Here is a 23,443-nt window from a genome sequence, read left to right on the forward strand (position 1 = left end):
TGGTCGCCCTGAAGGTAACAAATAGGTTACTAATCAAGCAAGCGAGCGATCCTGACTTATCGAATGAAATCTGCCAACGAATCGATTGTTTCCGCGGGCGACAAAAGCTCCCGATCCACAGCCGCCAACACCGGCCGCTTCAACACCAATACCGGCACCCCACGCTCCCTCGCCACTTCCAGCTTCGGCTCCGTCGCTGTGCTGCCGCTGTTCTTGCTGATCAGCACGTCAATGCCACGCCGTTCGAACAACGCCCGCTCATCCTCGATCAAGAAAGGCCCGCGTGCGCCAATCACTTCACAGCGCTCATTGCCGGGATACACATCCAGCGCGCGCAACGTCCAGAACTGCTCCGGCGGGATCTCATCAAGGTGCTGCAGCGGCTCTCGTCCCAACGTGAACAGCGGGCGCTTGAACGGTTTCAACGCTTCAATCAACGCGGCCCAATCGCTGACCTCTCGCCAATCATCCCCCGCCTGCGGCTGCCACGCCGGACGCCGCAACGCCCAACACGGCACACCGCACACCCTTGCTGCCTCGGCGGCATTGCGGCTGATCTGCGCCGCGTACGGGTGGGTGGCGTCGAGAATCAAGCTGATGTGTTCGTCGCGCACAAACTGCGCCAGCCCTTCGGCGCCGCCATAACCGCCGACACGCACTTGGCAGGCGAGATCGGTCGGCACACGGCCCACACCGGCCAGGCTGTAGATATGCTCCGGCCCCAACGTACGAGCGATAGCCAGCGCTTCGGTCACACCGCCCAGCAGCAGGATGCGTTTCATCGCGGCTTGACCACTTCCAGCAGGGTGATCGGAAGCGCCTGCCGCCACGTATCGAATTCACCCAGCGGCTGGGCCTGAGCGACGTGGATACGGGTCAGTTCGCCGCCATGTTGAGCGCGCCAGTTCATCAAGGTCATTTCACTTTGCAGGGTCACGGCGTTGGCGACGAGCCGGCCGCCGGGGCGCAGGTGTTGCCAGCAGGTGTCGAGCACGCCCTCGCGGGTGACTCCGCCGCCGATGAAGATGGCGTCGGGTGCTGTAAGGCCGTGCAAGGCTTCCGGGGCTTTGCCACGAATCAACTGCAAACCGGGCACGCCGAGGGCGTCGCGGTTGTGTTCAATAAGGCCCTGGCGGCCTTCGTCCGCTTCAATCGCCAGTGCGCGACAGCTGGGGTGCGCACGCATCCATTCGATGCCGATGGAGCCGCTGCCCGCACCCACATCCCACAGCAGCTCGCCGGGCATCGGGGCGAGGCGGGCGAGGGTCATGGCGCGGACGTCGCGCTTGGTCAGTTGGCCGTCGTGCCGGAAGGCGGAATCGGGCAAGCCAGCGAGGCGCGATAGACGGGGTGTGTCGCTGGAGGCCAGGCAGTCGATGGCGACCAGGTTCAAGTCGGCGACCGAGGCGTGTTGCCAATCCTCGGCCAAACCGTCGATGCGCCGCTCATCCGCGCCGTCCAGGTGTTCAAACACTGTCAATCGGCTGGGCCCAAACCCGGATTCGGCCAACAACGAAGCAATCAACGCGGGACTGCCGCCGTCATTACTCAGTACCAATAAACGCACACCCGTGGCCAGATGCGCGTTGAGCGCCGCCACCGGCCGGGCCACTACGGACAGCGTCACCACCTCCTGCAACGGCCAGCCCAACCGCGCCGCCGCCAACGACACCGACGACGGCGCCGGCAAGATCAGCAGTTCTTCAGCCGCCACTTGGCGCGCCAAACTGGCGCCCACGCCATAGAACATCGGGTCGCCGCTGGCCAGCACGCACACAGGCTCGCCACGCCGCGCCAGTACCGGTTCCAGGGAAAACGGGCTCGGCCACACCTGGCGCTCACCACGAATACACACCGGCAACAGGTCCAACTGGCGCTGACCACCTATAATCCGCGAGGCGCGCAACAGGGCATGCCGGGCATTCCTGCCCAGCCCCTTGAAGCCGTCTTCACCGATGCCTACAACCGTCAGCCAGGGCGACATATCAATTCCTTGAACGACATCCGACGGGCAGGCTTTTCATGCCGCCGGACAAAGCAGGCATAATACCGCGCCTTTACCCGTGAACCGGTAGCCCTGTGAACCCAACGCCCGCTCTGAACACCTTGCGCCCCTCGGCTTGTCCGGGGTTGCTGCGTATCGTCCAGGCGCTGGATGGCGGCATTTGCCGGATCAAATTGGCCGGTGGCTCGATCAGCGCCGCCCAGGCCCATGCCGTGGCGGATGCGGCCCAGGCGTACGCGGGGGGCGTGATCGAGGCGACCAACCGCGCGAACCTGCAGATTCGCGGGATCGGTGTCGAGCAAGACGCCTTGATCGCCAGGCTGCTGGCCGCCGACCTGGGTCCGAGCAACGCCGCCGGGGATGACGTACGCAACCTGATGCTCAGCCCCAGTGCCGGTATTGATCCACAGATGCTGTTCGACACCCGCCCGCTGGCCGAGCAGATCCTCGCCACCCTGCAAAATCATCCGCGTTTCCATGAGTTGTCGGCCAAGTTCGCCGTGCAACTGGACGGCGGCGAGGCCCTGGCGATGCTCGAGCATCATCACGATCTGTGGCTGTCGGCGTTCGTGCGCAATGGCCAGACGCTCCTCGCGTTCGGCCTGGCAGGTTGTCCGGGACTGGATGCGCCGTTGGCTGCCGTGCCGTTGGAGCAGGGTCATGCATTGGTGGTGGCGGTGTTGGAGGCGTTTCTTGACCTCGCCACCCCAGAGCAAACGCGCATGCGCCATCTGGCTGTGGATAAGTTGCTGAGCCGCCTCAGCCTGCCGCTGCTGCCAGCCGACGGCTTCCAGCGCCCGCCCAGCGGTGCTTTGCTGCACCTCGGGAGTTATCCACAGTCTCAAAAAAATCAATTCTACGTCGCTGCCATCGTACCCTTGGGGCGCCTGGATTCGACGATGCTCAGGGGCGTCGCGCAACTCGCCAACGAACATGGCGACGGCACATTGCGCTTCACCCCTTGGCAAGGTGTGCTGCTGCCCAACGTCGAAAAACCTCACGCCGTGACCCAACGCCTGGGGCAGCTGGGCTTCCTCTGCACTCCCGACCAACCCCTGGCGCGCATGACCGCCTGCACCGGTTCCAGTGGCTGCGTAAAGGCCCTGGCCGATACCAAGGTCGACGCCATGCGACTGGCCTCATTACAGACCGAGCACGAGGTTCACCTGTCCGGCTGCCCACGCTCCTGCGCTGCGGCACATACCGCGCCGGTCACCCTGCTGGCGGTGAGTCCCGGCCACTACGACCTCTATTTTCGCGATGCCGCCCACCCAGGCTTCGGCCGGCTGCACGCGCGCACTCTTTCCATTGAAGCGGCGGGCGCCCTGCTGCGCGCTCGCCCACGGAGCAACACCGATGATTGATTACATCCGCGACGGTCAGGAGATCTATCGCAACTCCTTCGCCATTATTCGCGCGGAAGCCAAGTTGGAGCGTATCCCGGCTGATTTGGAGAAACTCGCGGTGCGGGTGATTCATGCCTGCGGCATGGTCGAGGCCATCGACGGCCTGCAGTTTTCCGAAGGCGCGGGCAAGGCCGGGCGTGATGCGCTGGCTGCTGGCGCGCCGATTCTGTGTGATGCGCGGATGGTCTCCGAAGGCGTGACCCGCGCGCGCCTGCCGGCCAACAACGAAGTGATCTGCACCCTGCGCGACGACAGCGTGCCGGCGTTGGCGCGGGAGCTGGGCAACACCCGTTCCGCCGCCGCACTGGAGCTGTGGCGCCCGCACCTGGCAGGCAGTGTGGTGGTGATCGGCAACGCGCCGACGGCTTTGTTCTACCTGCTGGAGATGCTCGACGCCGGTGCGCCGAAGCCGGCGCTGATCCTGGGGTTCCCGGTCGGTTTTGTCGGCGCCGCCGAGTCCAAGGCCATGCTGGCCGCCGATAGCCGTGGCGTGCCCTTCGTGATCATGCAAGGCCGCCTGGGCGGCAGTGCCATGGCCGCCGCCGCGGTCAATGCCCTCGCCACGGAGGTCGAATAATGCCGGCACGCGGACGTTTGATCGGCCTGGGCGTCGGTCCCGGTGACCCGGAGCTGATCACCCTCAAGGCCCTGCGCCTGCTGCGCGAGTCGCCCGTGGTGGCGTACTTCGTGGCCAAGGGTAAGAAGGGTAACGCCTTCGGCATCATCGAAGACCATCTGGTGCCGCAACAGACCCTGATGCCGCTGGTGTACCCCGTGACCACCGAAGCGCTGCCGGCGCCGCTGTCCTATGAGCAAGTGATCAGCGACTTCTACGACGGCGCCAGCCTCGACGTCGCCGCGCATCTGGACGCCGGCCGCGACGTGGCGGTGATCTGCGAAGGCGACCCGTTCTTCTACGGCTCCTACATGTACTTGCACGACCGCCTCGCCGAGCGCTACGAAGCCCAGGTCATCCCGGGCGTGTGCTCGATGCTCGGTGGCGCCTCGGTACTCGGCGCGCCATTGGTGTATCGCAACCAGAGCCTGTCAGTGCTCTCGGGTGTGTTGCCCCATGACGACCTCAAGCGCCGCCTGGCGGATGCCGATGCGGCGGTGATCATGAAACTGGGGCGCAATTTCCCCAAGGTGCGCCAGGTGCTGGAAGAACTCGGCCTGGCCGAGCGTGCGCTGTATGTGGAGCGCGCCACCATGGCCAACCAGAAGATCGTGCCGCTGGATCAGGTGGAGCCGATGTCGTCACCGTATTTCTCATTGATCATCGTGCCCGGTGAACGGTGGCAAGGTTGATGAAGCCGGCGATTGTCATCCTTGGCCAGGGCAGCCTGGCCACTGCGCGCAAGATTCAACAGGTTTACCCTGGCGCGCTGATCCATGGCCTGGCCGGGCGGGTCGACGGCGCGGACCAAGCCTACAGTGAGTTCGGTGCGACCCTGCGCCAGCTGTACCAGCAAGGCACGCCGCTGATTGCGTTGTGCGCGGCCGGTATCGTGATCCGCACCCTGGCGCCGCTGCTGCTGGAAAAAGGCGAAGAACCCGCCGTGCTGGCCGTGGCTGAAGACGGCAGTGCCGTTGTACCGCTGCTGGGCGGCCTGGGAGGCGTAAACGTCATGGCGCGGGATATTGCCGCGGCCCTGGGCGTGCACGCTGCGATCACCACCAGCGGCGAGTTGCGTTTCGGCACCTGCCTGCTCAACCCGCCGGCGGGCTATCAACTGGGTGACCTGGAGCTGGGCAAGCGCTTTGTCTCGGACCTGCTGGCCGGCGAAAGCGTGCGCATCGAAGGTGCCGCGCCGTGGCTGGACCAGGCCAACCTGCCGCAGGATCAGCAGGCGCGCCTGGCGATTCATGTGGGCAATACCGAGCGTGCGCCTGCGGCCAATGAATTGCTGATCTATCCGAAGAACGTCTGCGCTACGTGCAAGCCCGGTGCGCAGTTGGCGGCGCGTGTGCGCACGGCGTTGCATGACGCGGGGATCGCCGTGCAATCCCTGGCCTGCCTGTTGGCCAGTGAGACGCAGATGGCGCAAGCATCGTTGCAGGATGCCGCGTTGGCGTTGGGCGTGCCGCTGCGCTTCGCCAAGGTGGAGCAAGACGCAGAGATCATGCTCACTGTCGCCGAGCAGCCCCTGGATGTGTCGCAAATTGGCCGCGCGCGTGGGCGCCTCGCCGTGATCGGCCTGGGCCCTGGCGCGGCCGAACTGATGGTTCCGGCGGTGAAGGCCGAGCTGGCGCGTTGCACCGATGTACTGGGCTATGAAACCTATGTGCGCATGGCCGGGCCTTTCCGTGACGACCAGGTGCAGCACTGCACTGATAACCGTGAAGAAATGCAGCGTGCACGCCACGCGTTCGAGCTGGCAGCCCAAGGCCGTTCGGTGGTGGTGGTGTCGTCCGGCGACCCTGGTGTATTCGCCATGGCTGCGGCGGTGATCGAGGCGTTGCACGAGTCCAGTGACCCGGCGTGGCATCAGGTCGACCTGGAAATCCTGCCGGGGGTGTCCGCCAGCCTGGCCACGGCTGCCCAGGCAGGCGCACCGTTGGGACATGATTTCTGTGTGATGTCGCTGTCGGATAACCTCAAGCCCTGGGCGATTATCGAAAAACGCCTGGACCTCGCTTCCCAGGCCGACCTGGCCCTGGCGTTCTACAACCCGATCTCGCGGGCGCGGCCATGGCAATTGGGGCGTGCCCTGGAAATCGTCGCGCAGCACCGCACGGCCGACACGCCGGTGGTACTGGGCCGCGATATCGGGCGCCCCGGCCAGACCCTGCGGGTCACCACGCTGGGGCAACTCACGCCCGACCAGGTGGACATGCGCACCATGGTGCTGGTCGGCTCATCCACCACCTGCACGTTCCCACGTGCCGGTGGCGGTGAGTGGGTGTACACGCCGCGCTGGTACGGGGCCAAGCCCGTCGCCTGAAAACGGCCCCGCAGTGGCCTGAAAGCTCCGAGTGACGATGGGTGAACACCTGCCGTTATGCGGGGCTTTTTCTTTTTTTGTCGATGAAAGCCGGAAGGCCGGGGGATACGCCCAACGATCGCTGGGAGGCGTTTTTCGCGGTGTGTTCGCAAGCGATGTTTGTCGTCTGGAAAACCCGCCAGCCCCTGGACTAGTGTGGTCACACGCCCTATGTGGGGTGCTTGTGGAGAACTGGAAAATGGAGCGACATCACAGAAGGATCAATCACACCAAACGGCGCAAGTTGATCGCCGCGTACAAACTGCCTGGGGCGCCTGGGGCGCAGCCGGTCAAGATCGACGTCGAGGATGACTGCAATGCGGCGGTGGTGAACAACGGCGTGATTTCATTTGCCGACGGCCTGAGCGGCCTGAACCGCGAGTACATTCGCAAAAGCTATCTGCTGGCCAGCAGCTACGTGAGCGATGTGTTGAAGGTCCACCGGGGTACGGAACAGTGGTACGACGAATTCATCAAGGTCATGGTCAGCCTGGGCTGGCTGCCGGTGCGCAGTCGCTTCGAGCGGGTCTCAGGCTCTGGCAAGGGCCTGACGGTGCAACTGGCAGCGTTGAATATCATTGCTGCCATGCTGGCGTCGACATCCCTGAGCGGACCCTGGCTGGAGGCGCTGCCGAAGTTGGCGGCCGATGCGTTGGAAGCCTTGAAGCAACAGCCGGCTTCTTTCGAGCTGTTCAAGCGCAACAGCACCGTACGCCAGGGCGGTGATTTTGGCCTGGCATCCTGCGCCGAGCGCGACGGCGAAGTGATGATGGTACTGGTGACCTACAGCAGCCAGGGCGTGAGCAAGCAGGTGGGCTTGCCGTTTCTGGAGTGGGACAGCTCGTCGTTCGAGGCTTTCAGCGGGCAAACCTGCCTGGTGCTGAATACCTCGGTGGTCAACGAAAAAACCATCCAATTGATGCGTGAGAGTGCGGGCGACAAGGTCCAGCTGGCAATCGCCAAGTACCGGATCTAGGGCACCAGGTAACCGCGCACGCCGGTAAAGATGATTTGCGCAGCGAGGGCGCACACGAACAACCCCATCAACCGGCTGACAATCTGTAAGCCCTGGTCGCCGAGAATGCGTTCGATACGGTTGGACAGGTACAGCACCACGCCCACTGTGAGGCTGGCCAGGGCGATGCTGAGGATGGCGGAGATCTTGTCATCCCAATGGGGCTGGCTGACGCCCATCACCAGCAGCGCACCGATAGTGCCGGGGCCGACCGTGAGCGGGATCGTCAGCGGCACAATGGTGACGTCCTGTTGCACGTTGTCGGTCTGTACCGCCGACTTGCCCTGGGCCATCCCCAGGGCGGAGATAAACAGCACACTGCCGGCGCCGATGCGGAACGCATCCACGGTGATGCCGAATACACTGAAAATCACCCGGCCGAACAGGTAGAGCAACACGCTTGAGATCAGGGTCGCCAGCGCCACTTTCCAGGCCAGGCGCCGCCGCTCCTTGCTGGAGTAGCCACGGGTCAGGCTGATAAAGCAGGACAGTACGAAGAACGGGCTGTAGAGCACCAGCATCTTCAGGTAAACGCTGAATAGCACGTGGAGCATGGGAGCGGCTCGTGGGCGGGGAAAGTGTGGAGAGTCTATCAGGCGTCAGAGATCAAATGTGGGAGGGCGCGTGCCCCGATGACCATGGGTATCTGCCCCACTTTTCAGCCCCAGACAAATCCCCCCTGTGGCGAGCGGGCTTGCCCCGCGTTGGGCTGCGAAGCGGCCCCAAGCCCAGCCTCTACAGAGTGTCTGATACACCGCGTTCTTTTTTTACTGGGGCTGCTGCGCAGCCCAACGCGGGGCAAGCCCTAATGCCGTTCAGTTAAGCGTACATCGCCTTCTGTAGGAGCGGTCGAATCTTGCGTAACTCTTTGTTTACCAAGGAGTTTTCCGTTTCGACTGCGCCGGAAGTGGGGCGAATTATAGACTTCCAGAATCTGCCGTCAACACCTATTTTCATATTTCTGTCATATCGATCAAAAAAGCCTCAAATACACGAAAGCCGGCCCCAAGGGGCCGGCTTTCAACGCTTATTACAAGCTAGGAAACGCAAACTGCGACGCTTCATGACTGGCCCGTTGCGGCCAACGCTGGGTAATCGCCTTGCGACGTGTGTAGAAACGCACCCCATCCGGACCATAAGCATGCAAGTCACCGAACAGCGAACGCTTCCAACCACCAAAGCTGTGATACGCCACCGGCACCGGCAGTGGCACGTTCACGCCGACCATCCCCACTTCAATCTCGTCACAGAACAGACGCGCCGCCTCCCCATCACGGGTGAAGATGCAGGTACCGTTGCCGTACTCGTGATCGTTAATCAGCTGCATCGCAGCTTCCAGGCTATTCACCCGAACCACACACAGCACCGGCCCGAAGATCTCTTCTTTATAGATACGCATCTCGGGCGTCACGCGATCGAACAAACTGCCGCCCAGGAAGAACCCCTCTTCATGCCCGGCAACACTCAAGCCACGACCATCAACTACCAGTTCAGCGCCCGCAGCCACACCGTCTTCTATATAGCCACTGACCTTATCCCGCGCCTGCCCTGTCACCAGCGGCCCCATATCCAGCCCGCAGGAGGTGCCCGCACCGATCTTCAGCGCCTTGACCTGCGGCACCAGCTTGGCGATCAATGCATCCGCCACCTGGTCACCCACGCACACGGCCACCGAGATCGCCATGCAACGTTCACCGCACGAACCATAGGCCGCCCCCATCAAGGCACTGACCGCATTATCCAGGTCCGCATCCGGCATCAGCACCGCATGGTTCTTCGCCCCGCCCAGTGCCTGCACGCGTTTGCCACGTTTGGTCGCTTCGGCATAGATGTACTCGGCAATCGGTGTCGAGCCGACGAAGCTCAGCGCCTTGACTTCCGGCGCCTCGATCAACGCATCCACCGCGCCCTTGTCACCGTGCACCACGCTCAGCACACCTTTAGGCAGGCCAGCCTCCTGCAATAGTTGCGCGATCAGCAACGTCGAGCTTGGATCACGCTCCGACGGCTTGAGGATGAAGCAGTTGCCGCAAACGATCGCCAGCGGATACATCCACAGTGGCACCATCGCCGGGAAGTTGAACGGTGTAATGCCTGCCACCACGCCCAACGGCTGGAAATCCGACCAGGCATCAATGTTCGGCCCGACATTGCGGCTGTACTCGCCCTTGAGAATCTCCGGCGCCGAGCACGCGTACTCCACGTTCTCGATCCCACGCTTCAACTCACCGGCGGCGTCTTCCAGCGTCTTGCCATGCTCTTCGCTGATCAACTGCGAGATACGTGCTTCGTTCTGCTCCAGCAATTGCTTGAAACGAAACATCACCTGGGCACGCTTGGCCGCTGGCGTATTCCTCCAGGCCGGAAATGCTGCCTTGGCCGAATCGATTGCGCTCTGAATAGTCTCGCGGCTGGCCAACGGCACCTGGTGAATCACCTGGCCAGTGGACGGGTTGTACACATCGGCAGTGCGACCGGTCTCGCTGACCAACTGGCCATTGATCAAATGCTGGATAAGGCTCATGCAGGGCTCCTGAAAAGTTGTTCTATATAGAAGGAGAAATCAGTCGATCTTGTTCAGCACTTCGCCGACCGCATCAAACAGACGATCCAGGTCCTGCGGCTTGCTGTTGAAGGTTGGCCCAAACTGCAGGGTGTCCCCACCAAAGCGCACGTAGAAGCCAGCTTTCCACAAAGCCATGCCGGCCTCGAATGGACGCACGATCGCATCACCATCACGCGGGGCAATCTGGATCGCACCGGCCAGGCCGTAGTTACGAATGTCGATTACGTTCTTGCTGCCCTTCAAGCCGTGCAGCGCATTCTCAAAGTGTGGCGCGACTTCAGCCACGCTCTGCACCAGGTTTTCCTTCTGCAGCAGATCCAGTGCCGCCAAGCCAGCGGCACAGGCCACCGGGTGCGCCGAATAGGTGTAGCCGTGGGGGAACTCCACTGCGTACTCCGGCGTCGCCTGGTTCATGAAGGTCTGGTAGATCTCGCTGCTGGCAATCACTGCGCCCATCGGGATCGCGCCGTTGGTGACTTGCTTGGCGATGCACATCAAGTCCGGGGTCACGCCGAAGCTGTCCGCACCGAACATCGAGCCGGTACGGCCAAAACCGGTGATCACTTCATCGAATACCAACAGGATGTTGTGCTGGTCGCAGATTTCACGCAGGCGCTTGAGATAACCCTGTGGCGGCACCAGCACGCCAGCGGAACCGGCCATCGGCTCGACAAACACTGCCGCGATGTTCGACGCGTCATGCAATTCGATCAGCTTGAGCAGCTCATCGGCCAAGGCGATACCGCCCTGCTCCGGCATGCCGCGGGAAAAGGCATTGCTGGCCAGCAAGGTGTGAGGCAGATGGTCGACATCCATCATCGCCTGGCCAAACAGCTTACGGTTGCCGTTGACGCCGCCCAGGCTAGTACCGGCGATGTTCACACCGTGATAACCACGGGCACGCCCAATCATCTTGGTCTTGGTCGCCTGGCCTTTCAGGCGCCAATAGGCACGCACCATTTTCACCGCCGTGTCGGCGCACTCGGAGCCGGAGTCAGTGAAGAACACATGGTTCAGGTTGCCTGGGGTCAGGTCGGTGATCTTTTCCGCCAATTGGAAGGACAACGGATGACCGTATTGAAAGCCCGGCGAGTAATCCAGGGTACCCAGTTGCTTGGCGACGGCTTCCTGGATCTCCTTGCGCGTATGCCCGGCGCCGCAGGTCCACAGCCCCGACAACGAATCGTAAACCTTGCGCCCCTTGTCATCGGTCAACCAGCTGCCTTCGGCGGCCACGATCAGGCGCGGGTCGCGCTGGAAGTTACGGTTGGCGGTGTAGGGCATCCAGTGCGCGTCCAACTTCAGTTGGCTGGCCAGGGACGATGGGGCGTTTTCGGGCATGTTCATCAGCAAAACCTCGCAGGGCAACAGGCAGCGTCGGGATTGAAAAAGCGTTGTTGCAGCTAAATTGCCACGGGGATAAAGTCGGTGAAATTCAACTCTTCTAACCTTCAGTCAGGGATTCACTAAACTATGAGCAGTCGCCGACCCGATCCCCTGGCTCAAGTCAGTGACTTCGATATTCGCCTGCTGCGTATCTTCCGCAGCGTGGTGGAATGCGGTGGCTTCTCGGCGGCGGAAACCGTGCTGGGCATCGGGCGCTCGGCCATCAGCCAGCAAATGAGCGACCTGGAGCAACGCCTCGGGTTAAGGCTGTGCCAACGCGGGCGCGCCGGTTTCTCCCTGACCGAAGAAGGCCGCGAGGTCTACCAATCGGCCCTGCAACTGTTAAGTGCCCTGGAAAGCTTTCGCACCGAGGTCAACGGCCTGCACCAGCATTTGCGCGGCGAGTTGATCATTGGCCTCACCGACAACCTGGTCACCCTGCCCCACATGCGCATCACTCACGCCCTGGCGCAGTTGAAGGAGCGCGGTCCGGACGTGCAAATCCAGATCCGCATGATCGCGCCCAATGAAGTGGAACAAGGCGTACTCGACGGGCGCCTGCATGTCGGTGTGGTGCCCCAGGCCAGTGCATTGTCCGGCCTGGAATACCAACCGCTGTACAGCGAACGCTCACTGCTCTACTGCGCGGTTGGCCATCCCCTGTTTTATGCCGACGACAAGCAACTGGACGACGAACGTATCAACACCCAGGACGCCATCGCCCCCACCTTTCGCCTGCCCGCCGAGATCCAGGCCCACTACCAGGCACTCAATTGCACTGCCAGCGCTTCGGACCGCGAAGGCATGGCGTTCCTGATCCTGACCGGCCGCTATATCGGCTACCTGCCCGACCACTACGCCAGCCTCTGGGTGCAACAAGGCCGACTACGCGCGTTGAAATCGGCTACACGCTTTTACGATTTGAGCCTGGCTTCGGTCACGCGCAAAGGCCGTCGCCCCCATTTGGTGCTGGAAAGCTTCCTGGAAAGTCTGGCGGCAACACGGTAATTCGGGCTCCACACAAAAAGCTGAGCAACTGGACAGCTTTTTGCAAGGGCACTGGGACCTAGAACTGTCCGCCTCGAGTTTGCCCGCCATGCCACCAGAATCTTCCAGCCCCAGTGACCTGATCTACGGCCTCAATGACCGCCCAAAACCCTTAGCGGCGATATTGGCCGCCCTGCAACATGTACTGGCGGCCTTCGTCGGTATCATCACTCCGCCGCTGATCATCGGCTCCACCCTGGGCCTCACCGCCCACCTGCCCTACCTGATCAGCATGGCGCTGATGGTGTCCGGTGTCGGCACATTCATCCAGGCACGCAGGCCATTTGGCATCGGCGCCGGCATGATCTGCCTGCAAGGCACCAGCTTTGCGTTTCTGGGCGCGGTGTTGTCGGCCGGGTTCCTCGTGAAGCAACGCGGCGGTAGCCCGGAAGACATCATGGCGATGATCTTCGGTGTGTGCTTTTTCGGCGCAGCCGTCCAGATCGTACTGAGCCGATTTATCGGTCAATTGCGTCGAGTAATCACGCCGCTGGTCACCGGGATTGTCATCACCCTGATCGGCATCAGCCTGATCAAGGTTGGGATCACCGACCTGGGCGGCGGCTTCAACGCCCCCGATTTCGGCGCGCCCACCAACCTGGCGCTGGGCCTGTTCGTGGTATTGACCATTATCCTGCTCAACCGCTCGAATACCCCATGGGTGCGCCTCTCGGCGATCATCATCGGCCTGGCCCTTGGCAGCATAGCCGCCTGGTTCAGCGGCAAGCTGGTGCCCCAAGCCCTGCCCGACCTGCCCTTGATCAGCGTGCCGATGCCGTTCCGTTTCGGTTTCAACTTCGACTGGAGCGCCTTCCTGCCGATCGCGCTGATTTATCTGATCAGCAGCATCGAAACCGTGGGCGACCTTACCGCCAATTGCATGATCGCCCGCCAGCCCATCAGCGGGCCTTCCTATATAGGCCGGCTCAAAGGTGGCGTGCTGGGGGACGGCGTCAGTTGCATGATCGCCGCGACGTTCAGTGCGTTCCCCAACACGACCTTCGCCCAGAACAATGGCGTGATCCAACTCACCGGCGTCGCCAGCCGTTACGTTGGCTTATACATCGGTGTCGTGTTGTTTTGCCTCGGCCTGTTTCCGCTGATCGGCGCGGTACTGCAGCAGATCCCCAAGCCGGTATTGGGTGGTGCAACCCTGGTGATGTTTGGCAGCGTGGCAGCGGCCGGCGTGCGCATCCTGGCGCAGGCACCGCTGGACCGACGCAGCATGCTGATCATCGCCACCTCCTTTGGCGTGGGCCTGGGCATTGCCGCCCAACCCAACCTGCTGCACTTGATGCCAACCCTGGTGCAAAACCTGTTCGACTCGGCCATCACCAGCGGCGGGCTGACGGCCATCGTGTTGTGCCTGCTGCTGCCGGAAGCCAAGGCGGGCACCGCTGCCGCAAACCACGGGCCAGAAAGCGACACTCTGGAACCGCTTTGACGCTTTTATTGCATCAGGACTTGTCTGAGGCTTGAGGGTGGGTTATCTGTGCACACGTCGTCTCTATCGATCAGCACGGAAACCTCCATGAGCCTCGAAGTTCCTGCCCACAGCAACCCCGCCGGGAAGCCCGCCAGCCGTATTCGGCAAAAGAACGAACAAGCGATTCTTCAAGCGGCTGAAGATGAATTCGCGCGCCATGGCTACAAGGGCACCAGCATGAACACCATTGCTGCCAGTGCCGGGTTGCCGAAAGCCAACTTGCACTACTACTTCACCAACAAGCTGGGCCTGTATATCGCGGTGCTCAGCAATATCCTCGAACTGTGGGACAGCACCTTCAACGCGCTGACCGCCGAGGACGACCCTGCGGTGGCACTCACGCGCTACATCCGCACCAAGATGGAATTCTCGCGGCGCCAGCCGCAGGCCTCACGCATCTTCGCCATGGAGATCATCAGCGGCGGCGAATGCCTGACCGAATATTTCAGCCAGGACTACCGCGCCTGGTTCAGCGGCCGGGCCGCGGTATTCCAGGCCTGGATCGACGCCGGCAAGATGGACCCCATCGACCCCGTGCACCTGATCTTCCTGCTGTGGGGCAGCACCCAGCACTACGCCGACTTCGCCACCCAGATCTGCCGCGTCACCGGTCGCACCAAACTGACCAAGCAGGATATGGAAGACGCCGGCACCAACCTGATCCACATCATTCTCAAAGGCTGTGGCATCAAGCCTGCCTTCTAGACGACGAAACTTATGCCTTTCACGCTTACCGGCCTTTGCGAATTTCGTGAAGAAATACGCAAAAGCCGCTTCATCACCCTGGCCGCACCGATCACCAGCCCACAAGAAGCCCAAGGGTTTATCGAGCAGCACAGCGACCTGAACGCCACACACAACTGCTGGGCCTGGAAGCTGGCCGATCAGTACCGCAGCAACGACGACGGCGAACCCGGCGGTACGGCGGGCCGGCCGATCCTGGCGGCGATTGAAGCCCAAGGTTTTGATCAGGTCGTGGTGCTGGTGATTCGTTGGTATGGCGGCATCCAGTTGGGCACTGGTGGATTGGCCCGTGCCTACGGCGGCGGCGCGAATAAATGCCTGCAAACGGCCGAACGTATTGAATTGATCAGCCGGGTACCGCTCAGTTGCGTCTGCGGATTCTCCGAACTGAACCTGGTCAAGCTGCGCGTCGCCGAACTCGGCGGCTTGGTCGTGGAGGAAACCTTCACCGCCAATGGCGTGGAATTGCAACTGGCCCTGGGCGAACTGCAGATCGAGACCCTGCAAATCCAGCTCGCCGACTTAAGCCGTGGGCGCATCCTGCTGCAACGCTGAAACTGCCCACATCTACTGTGCACCTGCCTGTGGATAAGCTGAGCACATTCGTCTGTAACCCCTCTGTCACAAGGGTTTGCGGGCATTGATCAGTTTTTGTTCAAGCTAGCCGGTCCCCAAGCCAATCTCACTCCAAAACAGTCAGTTAGGCTGCTTATGGCCTTTAGAACAAAGGAGCGCAGCGCTTATATCCACAGCCGTGGCTTGCGCACAATAACTGTGGAGCAAGCTGTGGATAACCCGTGCAAGAGTACACAGGTCGCACGCCGTGCAATGCTCGGCGCAAACTGTACGTTTTTTGATCAGCAAGGCCCGCTCCTTTTTTTCGACGCCTGCGGTAAGGTGGTGCGCTGAATTCCCTGAATCGCGTCTGAAAAGGAAGCTCTTCATGTCTACGCCAAAAACCGCACTGATCATCGGCGCCTCTCGCGGGCTGGGTCTTGGCCTGGTCCAGCAACTGCTCCAGGACGGCTGGGACGTGACCGCCACCGTGCGTGACCCGAACAAGGCCGATGCACTGAAAGCCGTTGGCCCGGTTCAGATCGAGAAACTCGACATGGACGATCAGCAAGCCGTGATTGCCCTGAGCCAGCGCCTCAAGGACCGCACCTTCGACCTGCTGTTCGTCAACGCCGGCGTCAAGGGCCCCGCGAACCAGGAGCCCGGCCACGCCACCCTGGCGGAAGTCGGCCAGCTGTTTTTCACTAACGCCGTGGCGCCGATCAACCTGGCCCAGCGCTTTGTCGGACAGATCCGCAAGGACAGTGGCGTGCTGGCCTTCATGAGTTCGGTGCTGGGCAGCGTCACCATTCCCGATGGTTCGGACCTGGCGTTGTACAAAGCCAGCAAGGCCGCACTCAACTCGATGACCAACAGCTTTATCACCCAACTCGGCGATCATAAATTGACCGTGCTGTCCCTGCACCCAGGCTGGGTAAAAACCGAAATGGGCGGCGAAAACGCGCACATCGATGTCGCCACCAGCGTACGTGGCCTGGTCGATCAGGTGAATGCCTACACCGGCAAAGGCGGCCATCACTTTGTGGACTACCGGGGCCACACCATTCCTTGGTAAGCCGCGATCAAAGGGGGGAGCGCGCTGGCTCGCGATGAACTCGAAAGCCGCGCTTTCCTACAGCTAGACCAGATCCAGAACTACACGTAATCTACCCACCTCGCCCTCCCCGGCGACCCTGGATCAGCAGACAGGGCAACACTGAGCTGGCAAACCTGAACCCATCATTCAGAGGAGCCGGCCAATGCCTGCGACCCGTACCTGGTTAAAAAACCCCCGCGCGATTTTCACTGCCAATGGCCTCGATGCCCGTGGCGGCCTGGTGCTGCAAGACGGTGTGATCACCGAAGTGCTGGGCATAGGGCAAGCACCTGCGCAGCCCTGTGCACAAGTATTCGATGCCCGCGAGCATGTGGTTCTTCCAGGGTTGATCAACACCCATCATCACTTCTATCAAACCCTGACCCGTGCCTGGGCGCCGGTGGTCAACCAGCCGCTGTTTCCATGGCTGAAGACCTTGTATCCGGTATGGGCGCGACTGACCCCGGAAAATCTCGCCCTCGCGTCCAAAGTTGCGCTGGCGGAGTTACTGCTTTCAGGCTGCACCACGGCGGCTGACCACCACTACCTGTTCCCCGACGGCCTGGAAAATGCCATCGACGTGCAAGTCGAAACGGTGTGCGAACTGGGTATGCGCGCCATGCTCACCCGCGGTTCCATGAGCCTGGGCGAAGCCGACGGTGGCCTGCCGCCGCAACAGACGGTGCAAGAAGGCTCTGTCATCCTGGACGACAGCCAACGCCTGATCCGCCAGTACCACGAACGCGGCGAGGGCGCGCAGATCCAGATCGCCCTCGCGCCCTGCTCACCGTTTTCCGTCACCCCGGAGATCATGCGCGCCAGCGCCGAACTGGCCGAGAGCCTCGATGTACGCCTGCACACTCACCTGGCGGAAACCCTCGACGAGGAAGATTTCTGCCTGCAGCGCTTCGGCCTGCGCACCGTGGATTACCTCGACAGCGTCGGCTGGCTCGGGCCGCGCACGTGGCTGGCACATGGCATTCATTTCAACCCGGACGAAATCGCGCGCCTGGGTGCCGCCGGCACCGGGGTCTGCCACTGCCCGAGTTCGAACATGCGCCTGGCTTCCGGTATTTGCCCGACCCTCGACCTGCTCGCGGCCGGCGTGCCCATCGGCCTGGGCGTAGACGGCTCGGCCTCCAACGATGCCTCGAACATGATCCTCGAAACTCGCCAGGCGCTGTACATCCAGCGCCTGCGATACGGCGCGCAAAAAATCACACCCGAGGGCGTGCTGGGCTGGGCGACCAAAGGGTCGGCACACCTGCTGGGCCGTACGGACATCGGTGAATTGGCCGTGGGCAAACAGGCCGACCTCGCGCTGTTCAAACTGGATGAGCTGCGCTTCTCCGGCAGCCACGATCCGATTTCAGCGCTGCTGTTGTGCGGCGCCGACCGCGCGGACCGGGTAATGATCGCCGGCAAATGGCGGGTGATCGACGGACAGGTCGAAGGCCTGGACCTGAAAGGCTTGATCGCCGATCACAGCCAGGCGGCGCGGCGGCTAATCGCCGGAACCTAAGTCAAACACAGGTCAGAATGTGGGAGGGAGCTTGCTCCCTCCCACATTGGATTGCGCGGTGCTTACAAGCCCAACATCGACAACATGATAAACGTCGCAAACAACACAAAATGGGTCATCCCTTCGATGGCGTTGGTTTCGCCATCGTTGAGGTTGATCGCGCTGACGATCAGCGTGATCAGCACCATCACCGTTTGCACCGGCGTCATCGCCATCTGGAACGGCTGCCCGGTGTAGAGCGCCATGGCCTCCATCACGGGCACCGTCAGGATCACCGTCGACAACGATGCCCCCAGCGCAATATTCACCACCGACTGCATGCGGTTGGCCAACGCGGCCCGCAACGCCGTCAGAATTTCCGGTGCCGCCGAGATAGCGGCGACCACGATCGCCGTGACCACCGGCGGAGCGCCCGTGCCTTCCAGGCCGAGGTCGAGCGTCTTGGACATCACCTCGGCCAGCGCACCGATCACAATCACGCCAAACACCAGGGTGCCGATGGAGAACGCCAGGTTCACCGGCGGCGCCTCTTCCTCCGGCAATTGCTTGCGACGCTTTTCCGGGTAGCTGTAGCTGAAGAAGTAACTGTGCGGGCCCACCTGCATGCGCAGGAACAAGGTGTACAGCACCACCATCGCGCCGATGGTGAATGCAGAGTAAATTTTCCAGTCCGCCTCAGGGATAAACTCCGGCACCACCATCGACACGCCCATGGCAGTGAGGATCATCACGCTGTAGGTCCGCGCCGAATCATCGTTGTAGGACTGTTCGCCGTGCTTGATCCCGCCCATCAGCGCGGCCAGGCCGAGGATGCCGTTGATGTCGAGCATCACCGCCGAATAGATGGTGTCGCGCACCAGCGTGGGGGACGGTTCGTTACTCATCATGATCGCCAGGATCACCACTTCCACCAGCACGGCGGCCAGGGTCAGGATCATGGTGCCGTAGGGGTCGCCCACCTTTTCCGCCAGTTGCTCGGCATGGTGGGCAACGCGCATGGAGGCGACCACGATAAAGCCGATCAGCACCAGGCCGGCCAGCAGCGCGACCATTTGCCCGCTGTGGAGCATCCAGTGCTCCAGCGGATAGGCGGCGATGGCGGCAATCAGCGCCAGCAGCATGAATTTTTCTTGCTTGAGGGATGTGAGCATTCCGGGCCTTTTAGTGCGGCAGATCAGTCATTGATGGGGTACAGACTGCGCCAAGCCGCTAACGTTTCGTTACACCTTAGTTCACGTCGCCCTTGCGTGAATCAAACCAATACACTCCTGCTGGTCAGGTTTTGCCGATTATTTCAGCTATGGCCTGTAGAATGCCGCCATTGCACCTGATGAGATTTTAGAAATGTACGATTGGCTCAACGCCCTGCCCAAGGCTGAATTGCACCTGCACCTGGAAGGCTCGCTGGAGCCGGAGTTGCTGTTCGCCCTGGCCGAACGCAACAAGATTGCGCTGCCGTGGAACGACGTCGAAACCCTGCGCAAGGCCTATGCCTTCAACAACCTGCAAGAGTTTCTCGACCTGTATTACAAGGGCGCCGACGTGTTGCGCACGTCCCAGGATTTCTACGACCTGACCTGGGCCTACCTGCTGCGTTGCAAGGCGCAGAACGTGATTCACACCGAACCTTTCTTCGACCCGCAGACCCACACCGACCGTGGTGTGCCGTTCGAAGTGGTGCTCAACGGCATCGCCGCGGCGCTTAAAGATGGCGAGCAACAATTGGGCATCACCAGTGGTTTGATCCTCAGCTTCCTGCGCCACTTGAGCGAAGCCGAAGCCGAGAAAACCCTCGACCAGGCCCTGCCGTTCCGCGATGCGTTCGTGGCCGTCGGCCTGGACAGTTCGGAAATGGGACACCCGCCGAGCAAGTTCCAGCGCGTGTTCGACCGCGCTCGCCACGAAGGCTTCCTCACGGTGGCCCACGCCGGCGAAGAAGGCCCGCCGGAGTACATCTGGGAAGCCATCGACTTGCTGAAAATCCAGCGCATCGACCATGGCGTGCGCGCCATCGAAGACGAACGTCTGATGCAGCGCATCATCGACGAGCAGATCCCGCTGACCGTATGCCCGCTGTCCAACACCAAGCTCTGCGTGTTCGACGACATGGCCCAGCACAACATCCTCGAGATGCTCGAACGTGGCGTGAAGGTGACGGTGAACTCGGACGACCCGGCGTATTTCGGCGGCTATGTCACCGAGAACTTCCACGCGCTGTACACCTCCCTGGGCATGACCCAGGACCAGGCCAAACGCCTGGCGCAAAACAGCCTGGATGCGCGACTGGTCAAACCGTAACCCGCACTCACTGGATGAATGCAGGCTGGATGTGGGAGGGGCACCGCTCCTCCCACAGTGGTTGCGTGTTGCGCTTTAGATTTCGGCGAGTTCCTCAAGCGTCTTGCCCTTCGTTTCCATCCCGAACACCCATACCACCAGTGCGGCCACCGCAAAACACAGCGCCCCCAAGGCAAACACCCCGCCCTGGCCGGTGATCGGGAATACCAACCCCGTCACCAACGGCCCCAGCAACGACCCGACCCGGCCAATTGCCGATGCAAACCCGGAACCCGTCGCGCGCGCCGAGGTGGGATACAGTTCCGGCGTGTAGGTGTACAACACCGCCCACATGCCAAACAGGAAGAACTGCATCAACAGTCCTGACGTAATCAGCAGGCCGACGTTGCCGCCAAACACCGCGCTCTGCCCATACAGGAACGCCATCACCCCGCCGCCCAGCAATGTCACGACGCACACCGGCTTGCGCCCCCAACGCTCCACCAGCCAAGCCGCCATCAAGAAGCCGGGGATCCCGCCCAGGGAAATGATCACGGTGTAGTACACCGACTGGGTCACGGCAAAACCCGACTGCTGCAACAGCGCACTCAACCACGAGGTCAACCCGTAGAAGCCGAGCAAGGCAAAGAACCACACGCTCCAGATCATCATCGTGCGTTGGCGGTACTGCGCCGACCACAATTGCTGAAACGCCGAGAAAAAATTCCCCGGCGCGCTCTCCACCCGTGGCAGGCGGATGGGCTGCGGCAAGTCAGCACGGCCCAGGGAGTCACGCACCTTTTGCTCGATGCCCAACAGCACCTTGTCTGCCGCCTCAGTTCGCCCGGCCTGCTCCAGCCAGCGCGGTGACTCCGGGATAAAAAACCGGATCGCCAACACGAAGACCGCCGGCACGGCCAGCACCAGGAAGATGTCGCGCCAGCCAATCACCGGCAACAAGAAATAACTCAGCACGCCCGCCGCCACAAAGCCCAACGGCCAGAACCCATCCATCAAGGCGATATAGCGCCCGCGCCGTTTGGCCGGAATCAGCTCCGAGAGCATCGACTGCGCGATGGGAAACTCCATGCCCATGCCTATGCCCAGCAGGATGCGAAACAACGTCAGCGTCTCCACCGTCTGCGCGGTGGAACACAGGTAGCTGGCAATGCCCCACAACACGATGCTCCACTGGAATACCGGCTTGCGCCCGAAACGATCCGCAAGCATCCCGGACAACGAAGCGCCCACCACCATGCCGAAGAAACTCGAACTGGCGAGCAAGCCGGCCTGTGCCGTGCTCAGGCCGAACTCGGCTTTGATCGAGCCTAGAAGGAAAGTCATCATCGCCAGGTCCATGGAGTCGAAGAAAAACGCCAGGGCGATGATGATAAAGATGACTCGGTGGTAGCCACTGATGGGCAACCGTTCCAATCGCTCTGCCGCGCTATAGCCTTGCTTACCCATGCCGCACCCCCTGTGTGGAAATCCCCTCAGCGAGTGTGCGGCATCGTTTTTCCCGATTATTGCTGGATGCGACCTGACCGAAACTCTGAACGACCCTGCTACCGCGCAAACCGAAACTAGTGCCCGTGGGAGGCAGCCAAACGGGTGATTTCCACCAAGCCGGTATCGCTCACCAGCAACGTCAGGGAATCATTGAGCGCGTTGATCCAGTTCGACTGCATGAACAGTTGCAATAGCCCCGCCCCCAACGCGCCCCCAAGGTGGGGTTGCTGCTGGCTCCAGTCGAAACAGTCGCAGACCAGCGGAGACGCCAGGGCCTGGGTGAAAATGCCCAGGTCCGCCAGGTGCTGCGCGCCTTTAACGGTCACCTCGATACGCTGCTCGTGACGCTCGATCCACCCTGCCGCCAGCATCCGTTGATACAACGCCGCCGCCAGTTCACCGCCCAGGTGGCCATGGCACAACCGTGCGCGGCGCAACAACGGTGGCGCCACCAGTGCCACCGGTAATGCGTTCGGCGTAGTACGCACCGCACTGGCCATGGTGGTACTGGCCAGGGCATCGATGGCGGTGGTGACATCGGCGGCGGCCACGCGAAACAGCCGTTTGCCGCGACGCGCCTCGACCCGCAGCAAGCCGCTGCCGGCCAGGCGCGCCAGGTGCGCATTGGCCGACGCCGGTGACAGCCCGGCGAGTGTCGCCAACTCATCCGCAGACTTGGTCGATCCGTCCATCAACGCCCAGAGCATTGCGGTGCGTTTGGGCTCGGCGAGCAAGCTGGCGATCTGACTGATGCAAGGTGCCTGTTCCATCGTTTCACTCCCTGTTAAATCATATGTCTGCTGCGGTTGGCGCCAAAGTATAGGTGCGCAAACAGCCGGTTCCGCGGCGTCCGACAGCTCAGAACAGGACAGGACCTGAGTGAAGTTTCCTGCTTTGCTGGAGGCAATTACCCAGAGGTCAATAGCTCCAACCTTTGTGCTGTCAATTTCGCACAGCGGGACACGAGCATTTCCCGCAGCAGGTTGATGGGCTTGCTCAACTGCGCGCGGTGCGCGCACAGCAGATTGAGCGGCGTACGTTCGCCGCGCAGCTCCGGCAGGATCACGCGCAAGCGCCCAGCCAGTACATCGGTGCTCACATCCAGCCAGGACTTGTAGGCAATGCCTACACCCGCCACCGCCCAACGTCGCACCACATCAGCGTCATCACTGAAGCGGTCACCGCTGACCGTCAGGCTGACTTCGCGTTTGCCGTCGTGGAAACTCCAATGGTCATGGACGCGACTGCCGAGCATGTACAACAGGCAATTGTGCTGGGCCAGTTGCTCCAGGTGACGCGGCGCCCCCATCCGCGCGAGGTAGCTGGGCGCCGCACACAGCACACGCAGATTGTCCGGTGCGACAGGCAACGCGATCAGGCTGGAGTCCTCCGGCTCGCCGTAGCGCAGGGCGATGTCCACCGGTTGACGGAACAGGTCGGCGATCCGATCGCCCAGCAACAGGCGCACCGTCAACTGCGGGTACTCACGCTGGAACTCGTCGAGCCACGGCAACAGCTGGTTGCGACCAAAATCCGACGGGGCTGACAGCTGCAACACGCCGCTGACATGGTCCTGGCCGCTGGCGAGCAAGCGGCGCCCTTCATCCAACGACCCCAGCGCCGCACGTGCATATTCCAGGAAGCCTTCCCCTTCGGCGGTCAGGCGCAGGCTGCGGGTGGAGCGCGCCAGCAACCGCGCGCCCAGTTGTTGTTCAATTCGCTTCAAGGCGGCACTGGCCACCGCGGGCGACAGGTCCATGACCCGCGCCGCCGCCGACAAACTGCCCAAGTCCGCCGCCCGAACAAACAACTGCAAATCATCGAAACGCAGCATTCAACCCATCC

At 61.9% G+C, this 23,443-nt stretch carries 21 protein-coding genes; 12 read left to right on the forward strand and 9 right to left on the reverse strand.

The genetic code is table 11. The features are described 5' to 3' along the window. Positions 1-56 precede the first annotated feature (56 nt). Both A7317_RS02860 and A7317_RS02865 read right to left on the reverse strand, forming a co-directional pair. Entirely contained in the window at positions 57-782 is a 726-nt protein-coding gene (locus tag A7317_RS02860; protein WP_024073155.1) for a cobalt-precorrin-6A reductase, read from the reverse strand. After that, positions 779-1,984 carry a bifunctional cobalt-precorrin-7 (C(5))-methyltransferase/cobalt-precorrin-6B (C(15))-methyltransferase gene (locus tag A7317_RS02865; protein WP_024073156.1) on the reverse strand — a complete coding sequence of 402 codons (1,206 nt, stop codon included), beginning with the start codon at positions 1,982-1,984 and terminating at the stop codon, positions 779-781. Before A7317_RS02865 ends, A7317_RS02860 begins: the two co-directional genes overlap by 4 nt. Positions 1,985-2,079: 95 nt before the next feature. Here A7317_RS02865 and cobG point away from each other — a divergent pair, with 95 nt between their 5' ends. From cobG to A7317_RS02890, 5 genes are all read left to right on the forward strand, one after another. Further along, positions 2,080-3,369 (forward strand): precorrin-3B synthase, encoded by a 1,290-nt coding sequence (cobG, locus tag A7317_RS02870; protein ID WP_081329144.1) that lies wholly within the window; start codon positions 2,080-2,082, stop codon positions 3,367-3,369. Further along, the gene (locus A7317_RS02875) at positions 3,362-3,988 is read left to right on the forward strand and encodes a precorrin-8X methylmutase (protein WP_069075170.1); all 627 of its coding nucleotides are present in this window, start codon (positions 3,362-3,364) and stop codon (positions 3,986-3,988) included. Before cobG ends, A7317_RS02875 begins: the two co-directional genes overlap by 8 nt. Beyond that, complete coding sequence (locus tag A7317_RS02880) at positions 3,988-4,719, forward strand: precorrin-2 C(20)-methyltransferase (protein WP_024073159.1); 732 nt, start codon at positions 3,988-3,990, stop codon at positions 4,717-4,719. The genes A7317_RS02875 and A7317_RS02880 overlap by 1 nt, the downstream gene beginning before the upstream one ends. Further along, positions 4,719-6,356 carry a precorrin-3B C(17)-methyltransferase gene (cobJ, locus tag A7317_RS02885; RefSeq protein ID WP_069075171.1) on the forward strand — a complete coding sequence of 546 codons (1,638 nt, stop codon included), beginning with the start codon at positions 4,719-4,721 and terminating at the stop codon, positions 6,354-6,356. Before A7317_RS02880 ends, cobJ begins: the two co-directional genes overlap by 1 nt. Before the next feature lie 238 nt (positions 6,357-6,594). Then, positions 6,595-7,371 carry a hypothetical protein gene (locus A7317_RS02890; RefSeq protein ID WP_069075172.1) on the forward strand — a complete coding sequence of 259 codons (777 nt, stop codon included), beginning with the start codon at positions 6,595-6,597 and terminating at the stop codon, positions 7,369-7,371. Here the strand turns inward: A7317_RS02890 and A7317_RS02895 are convergent. From A7317_RS02895 to A7317_RS02905, 3 genes are all read right to left on the reverse strand, one after another. After that, a complete protein-coding gene (locus A7317_RS02895) occupies positions 7,368-7,964 on the reverse strand; it encodes a MarC family protein (RefSeq protein ID WP_024073162.1) in 597 nt (198 codons plus the stop codon). The genes A7317_RS02890 and A7317_RS02895 overlap by 4 nt on opposite strands. Before the next feature lie 476 nt (positions 7,965-8,440). Further along, positions 8,441-9,934 carry a CoA-acylating methylmalonate-semialdehyde dehydrogenase gene (locus tag A7317_RS02900; RefSeq protein ID WP_069075173.1) on the reverse strand — a complete coding sequence of 498 codons (1,494 nt, stop codon included), beginning with the start codon at positions 9,932-9,934 and terminating at the stop codon, positions 8,441-8,443. Positions 9,935-9,973: 39 nt separating this feature from the next. After that, on the reverse strand, positions 9,974-11,323 hold the full coding sequence (locus tag A7317_RS02905; RefSeq protein WP_003188272.1) for an aspartate aminotransferase family protein: 1,350 nt from the start codon (positions 11,321-11,323) through the stop codon (positions 9,974-9,976). A 126-nt stretch (positions 11,324-11,449) separates the two neighbouring features. Between A7317_RS02905 and A7317_RS02910 the strand changes: the two genes are divergently transcribed. From A7317_RS02910 to A7317_RS02935, 6 genes are all read left to right on the forward strand, one after another. Then, positions 11,450-12,370 carry a LysR family transcriptional regulator gene (locus tag A7317_RS02910; RefSeq protein ID WP_024073208.1) on the forward strand — a complete coding sequence of 307 codons (921 nt, stop codon included), beginning with the start codon at positions 11,450-11,452 and terminating at the stop codon, positions 12,368-12,370. An 88-nt stretch (positions 12,371-12,458) separates the two neighbouring features. Beyond that, the gene (locus tag A7317_RS02915; RefSeq protein ID WP_024073207.1) at positions 12,459-13,853 is read left to right on the forward strand and encodes a uracil-xanthine permease family protein; all 1,395 of its coding nucleotides are present in this window, start codon (positions 12,459-12,461) and stop codon (positions 13,851-13,853) included. 87 nt (positions 13,854-13,940) lie between these two features. After that, a complete protein-coding gene (locus A7317_RS02920; protein WP_024073206.1) occupies positions 13,941-14,600 on the forward strand; it encodes a TetR/AcrR family transcriptional regulator in 660 nt (219 codons plus the stop codon). Between the two features lie 12 nt (positions 14,601-14,612). Continuing rightward, positions 14,613-15,194, forward strand: a complete 582-nt coding sequence (locus A7317_RS02925) for an IMPACT family protein (protein ID WP_069075174.1) — start codon at positions 14,613-14,615, stop codon at positions 15,192-15,194. A 388-nt stretch (positions 15,195-15,582) separates the two neighbouring features. Beyond that, the gene (locus A7317_RS02930; RefSeq protein ID WP_069075175.1) at positions 15,583-16,269 is read left to right on the forward strand and encodes an SDR family oxidoreductase; all 687 of its coding nucleotides are present in this window, start codon (positions 15,583-15,585) and stop codon (positions 16,267-16,269) included. 184 nt (positions 16,270-16,453) lie between these two features. Beyond that, positions 16,454-17,812, forward strand: a complete 1,359-nt coding sequence (locus A7317_RS02935; RefSeq protein WP_069075176.1) for an 8-oxoguanine deaminase — start codon at positions 16,454-16,456, stop codon at positions 17,810-17,812. A gap of 62 nt (positions 17,813-17,874) precedes the next feature. On the opposite strand, the gene A7317_RS02940 is transcribed toward A7317_RS02935, so the two are convergent. Continuing rightward, on the reverse strand, positions 17,875-18,963 hold the full coding sequence (locus tag A7317_RS02940) for a calcium:proton antiporter (RefSeq protein WP_024073202.1): 1,089 nt from the start codon (positions 18,961-18,963) through the stop codon (positions 17,875-17,877). Between the two features lie 193 nt (positions 18,964-19,156). Here A7317_RS02940 and A7317_RS02945 point away from each other — a divergent pair, with 193 nt between their 5' ends. Beyond that, positions 19,157-20,110: an adenosine deaminase gene (locus A7317_RS02945; protein ID WP_024073201.1), complete on the forward strand. Its 954-nt coding sequence runs from the start codon at positions 19,157-19,159 to the stop codon at positions 20,108-20,110. 75 nt (positions 20,111-20,185) lie between these two features. On the opposite strand, the gene A7317_RS02950 is transcribed toward A7317_RS02945, so the two are convergent. The 3 genes from A7317_RS02950 to A7317_RS02960 form a co-directional block, all read right to left on the reverse strand. Beyond that, on the reverse strand, positions 20,186-21,556 hold the full coding sequence (locus tag A7317_RS02950; RefSeq protein ID WP_024073200.1) for an MFS transporter: 1,371 nt from the start codon (positions 21,554-21,556) through the stop codon (positions 20,186-20,188). 116 nt (positions 21,557-21,672) lie between these two features. Beyond that, complete coding sequence (locus A7317_RS02955) at positions 21,673-22,368, reverse strand: ArsR/SmtB family transcription factor (protein ID WP_069075177.1); 696 nt, start codon at positions 22,366-22,368, stop codon at positions 21,673-21,675. Positions 22,369-22,505: 137 nt separating this feature from the next. Further along, positions 22,506-23,432 (reverse strand): LysR family transcriptional regulator, encoded by a 927-nt coding sequence (locus tag A7317_RS02960; RefSeq protein ID WP_024073198.1) that lies wholly within the window; start codon positions 23,430-23,432, stop codon positions 22,506-22,508. Positions 23,433-23,443: the final 11 nt, after the last annotated feature.

It is taken from the genome of Pseudomonas fluorescens (assembly GCF_001708445.1).
GTDB lineage: Bacteria > Pseudomonadota > Gammaproteobacteria > Pseudomonadales > Pseudomonadaceae > Aquipseudomonas > Aquipseudomonas gorinensis.

Excerpts from the sequence above, each read along its gene's own strand:
- A7317_RS02860 (WP_024073155.1), bottom strand. The coding sequence starts at position 782 with ATGAAACGCATCCTGCTGCTGGGCGGTGTGACCGAAGCGCTGGCTATC.
- A7317_RS02865 (WP_024073156.1), bottom strand. The coding sequence starts at position 1,984 with ATGTCGCCCTGGCTGACGGTTGTAGGCATCGGTGAAGACGGCTTCAAG.
- A7317_RS02875 (WP_069075170.1), top strand. The coding sequence starts at position 3,362 with ATGATTGATTACATCCGCGACGGTCAGGAGATCTATCGCAACTCCTTC.
- A7317_RS02880 (WP_024073159.1), top strand. The coding sequence starts at position 3,988 with ATGCCGGCACGCGGACGTTTGATCGGCCTGGGCGTCGGTCCCGGTGAC.
- cobJ (WP_069075171.1), top strand. The coding sequence starts at position 4,719 with ATGAAGCCGGCGATTGTCATCCTTGGCCAGGGCAGCCTGGCCACTGCG.
- A7317_RS02890 (WP_069075172.1), top strand. The coding sequence starts at position 6,595 with ATGGAGCGACATCACAGAAGGATCAATCACACCAAACGGCGCAAGTTG.
- A7317_RS02895 (WP_024073162.1), bottom strand. The coding sequence starts at position 7,964 with ATGCTCCACGTGCTATTCAGCGTTTACCTGAAGATGCTGGTGCTCTAC.
- A7317_RS02900 (WP_069075173.1), bottom strand. The coding sequence starts at position 9,934 with ATGAGCCTTATCCAGCATTTGATCAATGGCCAGTTGGTCAGCGAGACC.
- A7317_RS02905 (WP_003188272.1), bottom strand. The coding sequence starts at position 11,323 with ATGAACATGCCCGAAAACGCCCCATCGTCCCTGGCCAGCCAACTGAAG.
- A7317_RS02910 (WP_024073208.1), top strand. The coding sequence starts at position 11,450 with ATGAGCAGTCGCCGACCCGATCCCCTGGCTCAAGTCAGTGACTTCGAT.
- A7317_RS02915 (WP_024073207.1), top strand. The coding sequence starts at position 12,459 with ATGCCACCAGAATCTTCCAGCCCCAGTGACCTGATCTACGGCCTCAAT.
- A7317_RS02920 (WP_024073206.1), top strand. The coding sequence starts at position 13,941 with ATGAGCCTCGAAGTTCCTGCCCACAGCAACCCCGCCGGGAAGCCCGCC.
- A7317_RS02925 (WP_069075174.1), top strand. The coding sequence starts at position 14,613 with ATGCCTTTCACGCTTACCGGCCTTTGCGAATTTCGTGAAGAAATACGC.
- A7317_RS02930 (WP_069075175.1), top strand. The coding sequence starts at position 15,583 with ATGTCTACGCCAAAAACCGCACTGATCATCGGCGCCTCTCGCGGGCTG.
- A7317_RS02935 (WP_069075176.1), top strand. The coding sequence starts at position 16,454 with ATGCCTGCGACCCGTACCTGGTTAAAAAACCCCCGCGCGATTTTCACT.
- A7317_RS02940 (WP_024073202.1), bottom strand. The coding sequence starts at position 18,963 with ATGCTCACATCCCTCAAGCAAGAAAAATTCATGCTGCTGGCGCTGATT.
- A7317_RS02945 (WP_024073201.1), top strand. The coding sequence starts at position 19,157 with ATGTACGATTGGCTCAACGCCCTGCCCAAGGCTGAATTGCACCTGCAC.
- A7317_RS02950 (WP_024073200.1), bottom strand. The coding sequence starts at position 21,556 with ATGGGTAAGCAAGGCTATAGCGCGGCAGAGCGATTGGAACGGTTGCCC.
- A7317_RS02955 (WP_069075177.1), bottom strand. The coding sequence starts at position 22,368 with ATGGAACAGGCACCTTGCATCAGTCAGATCGCCAGCTTGCTCGCCGAG.
- A7317_RS02960 (WP_024073198.1), bottom strand. The coding sequence starts at position 23,432 with ATGCTGCGTTTCGATGATTTGCAGTTGTTTGTTCGGGCGGCGGACTTG.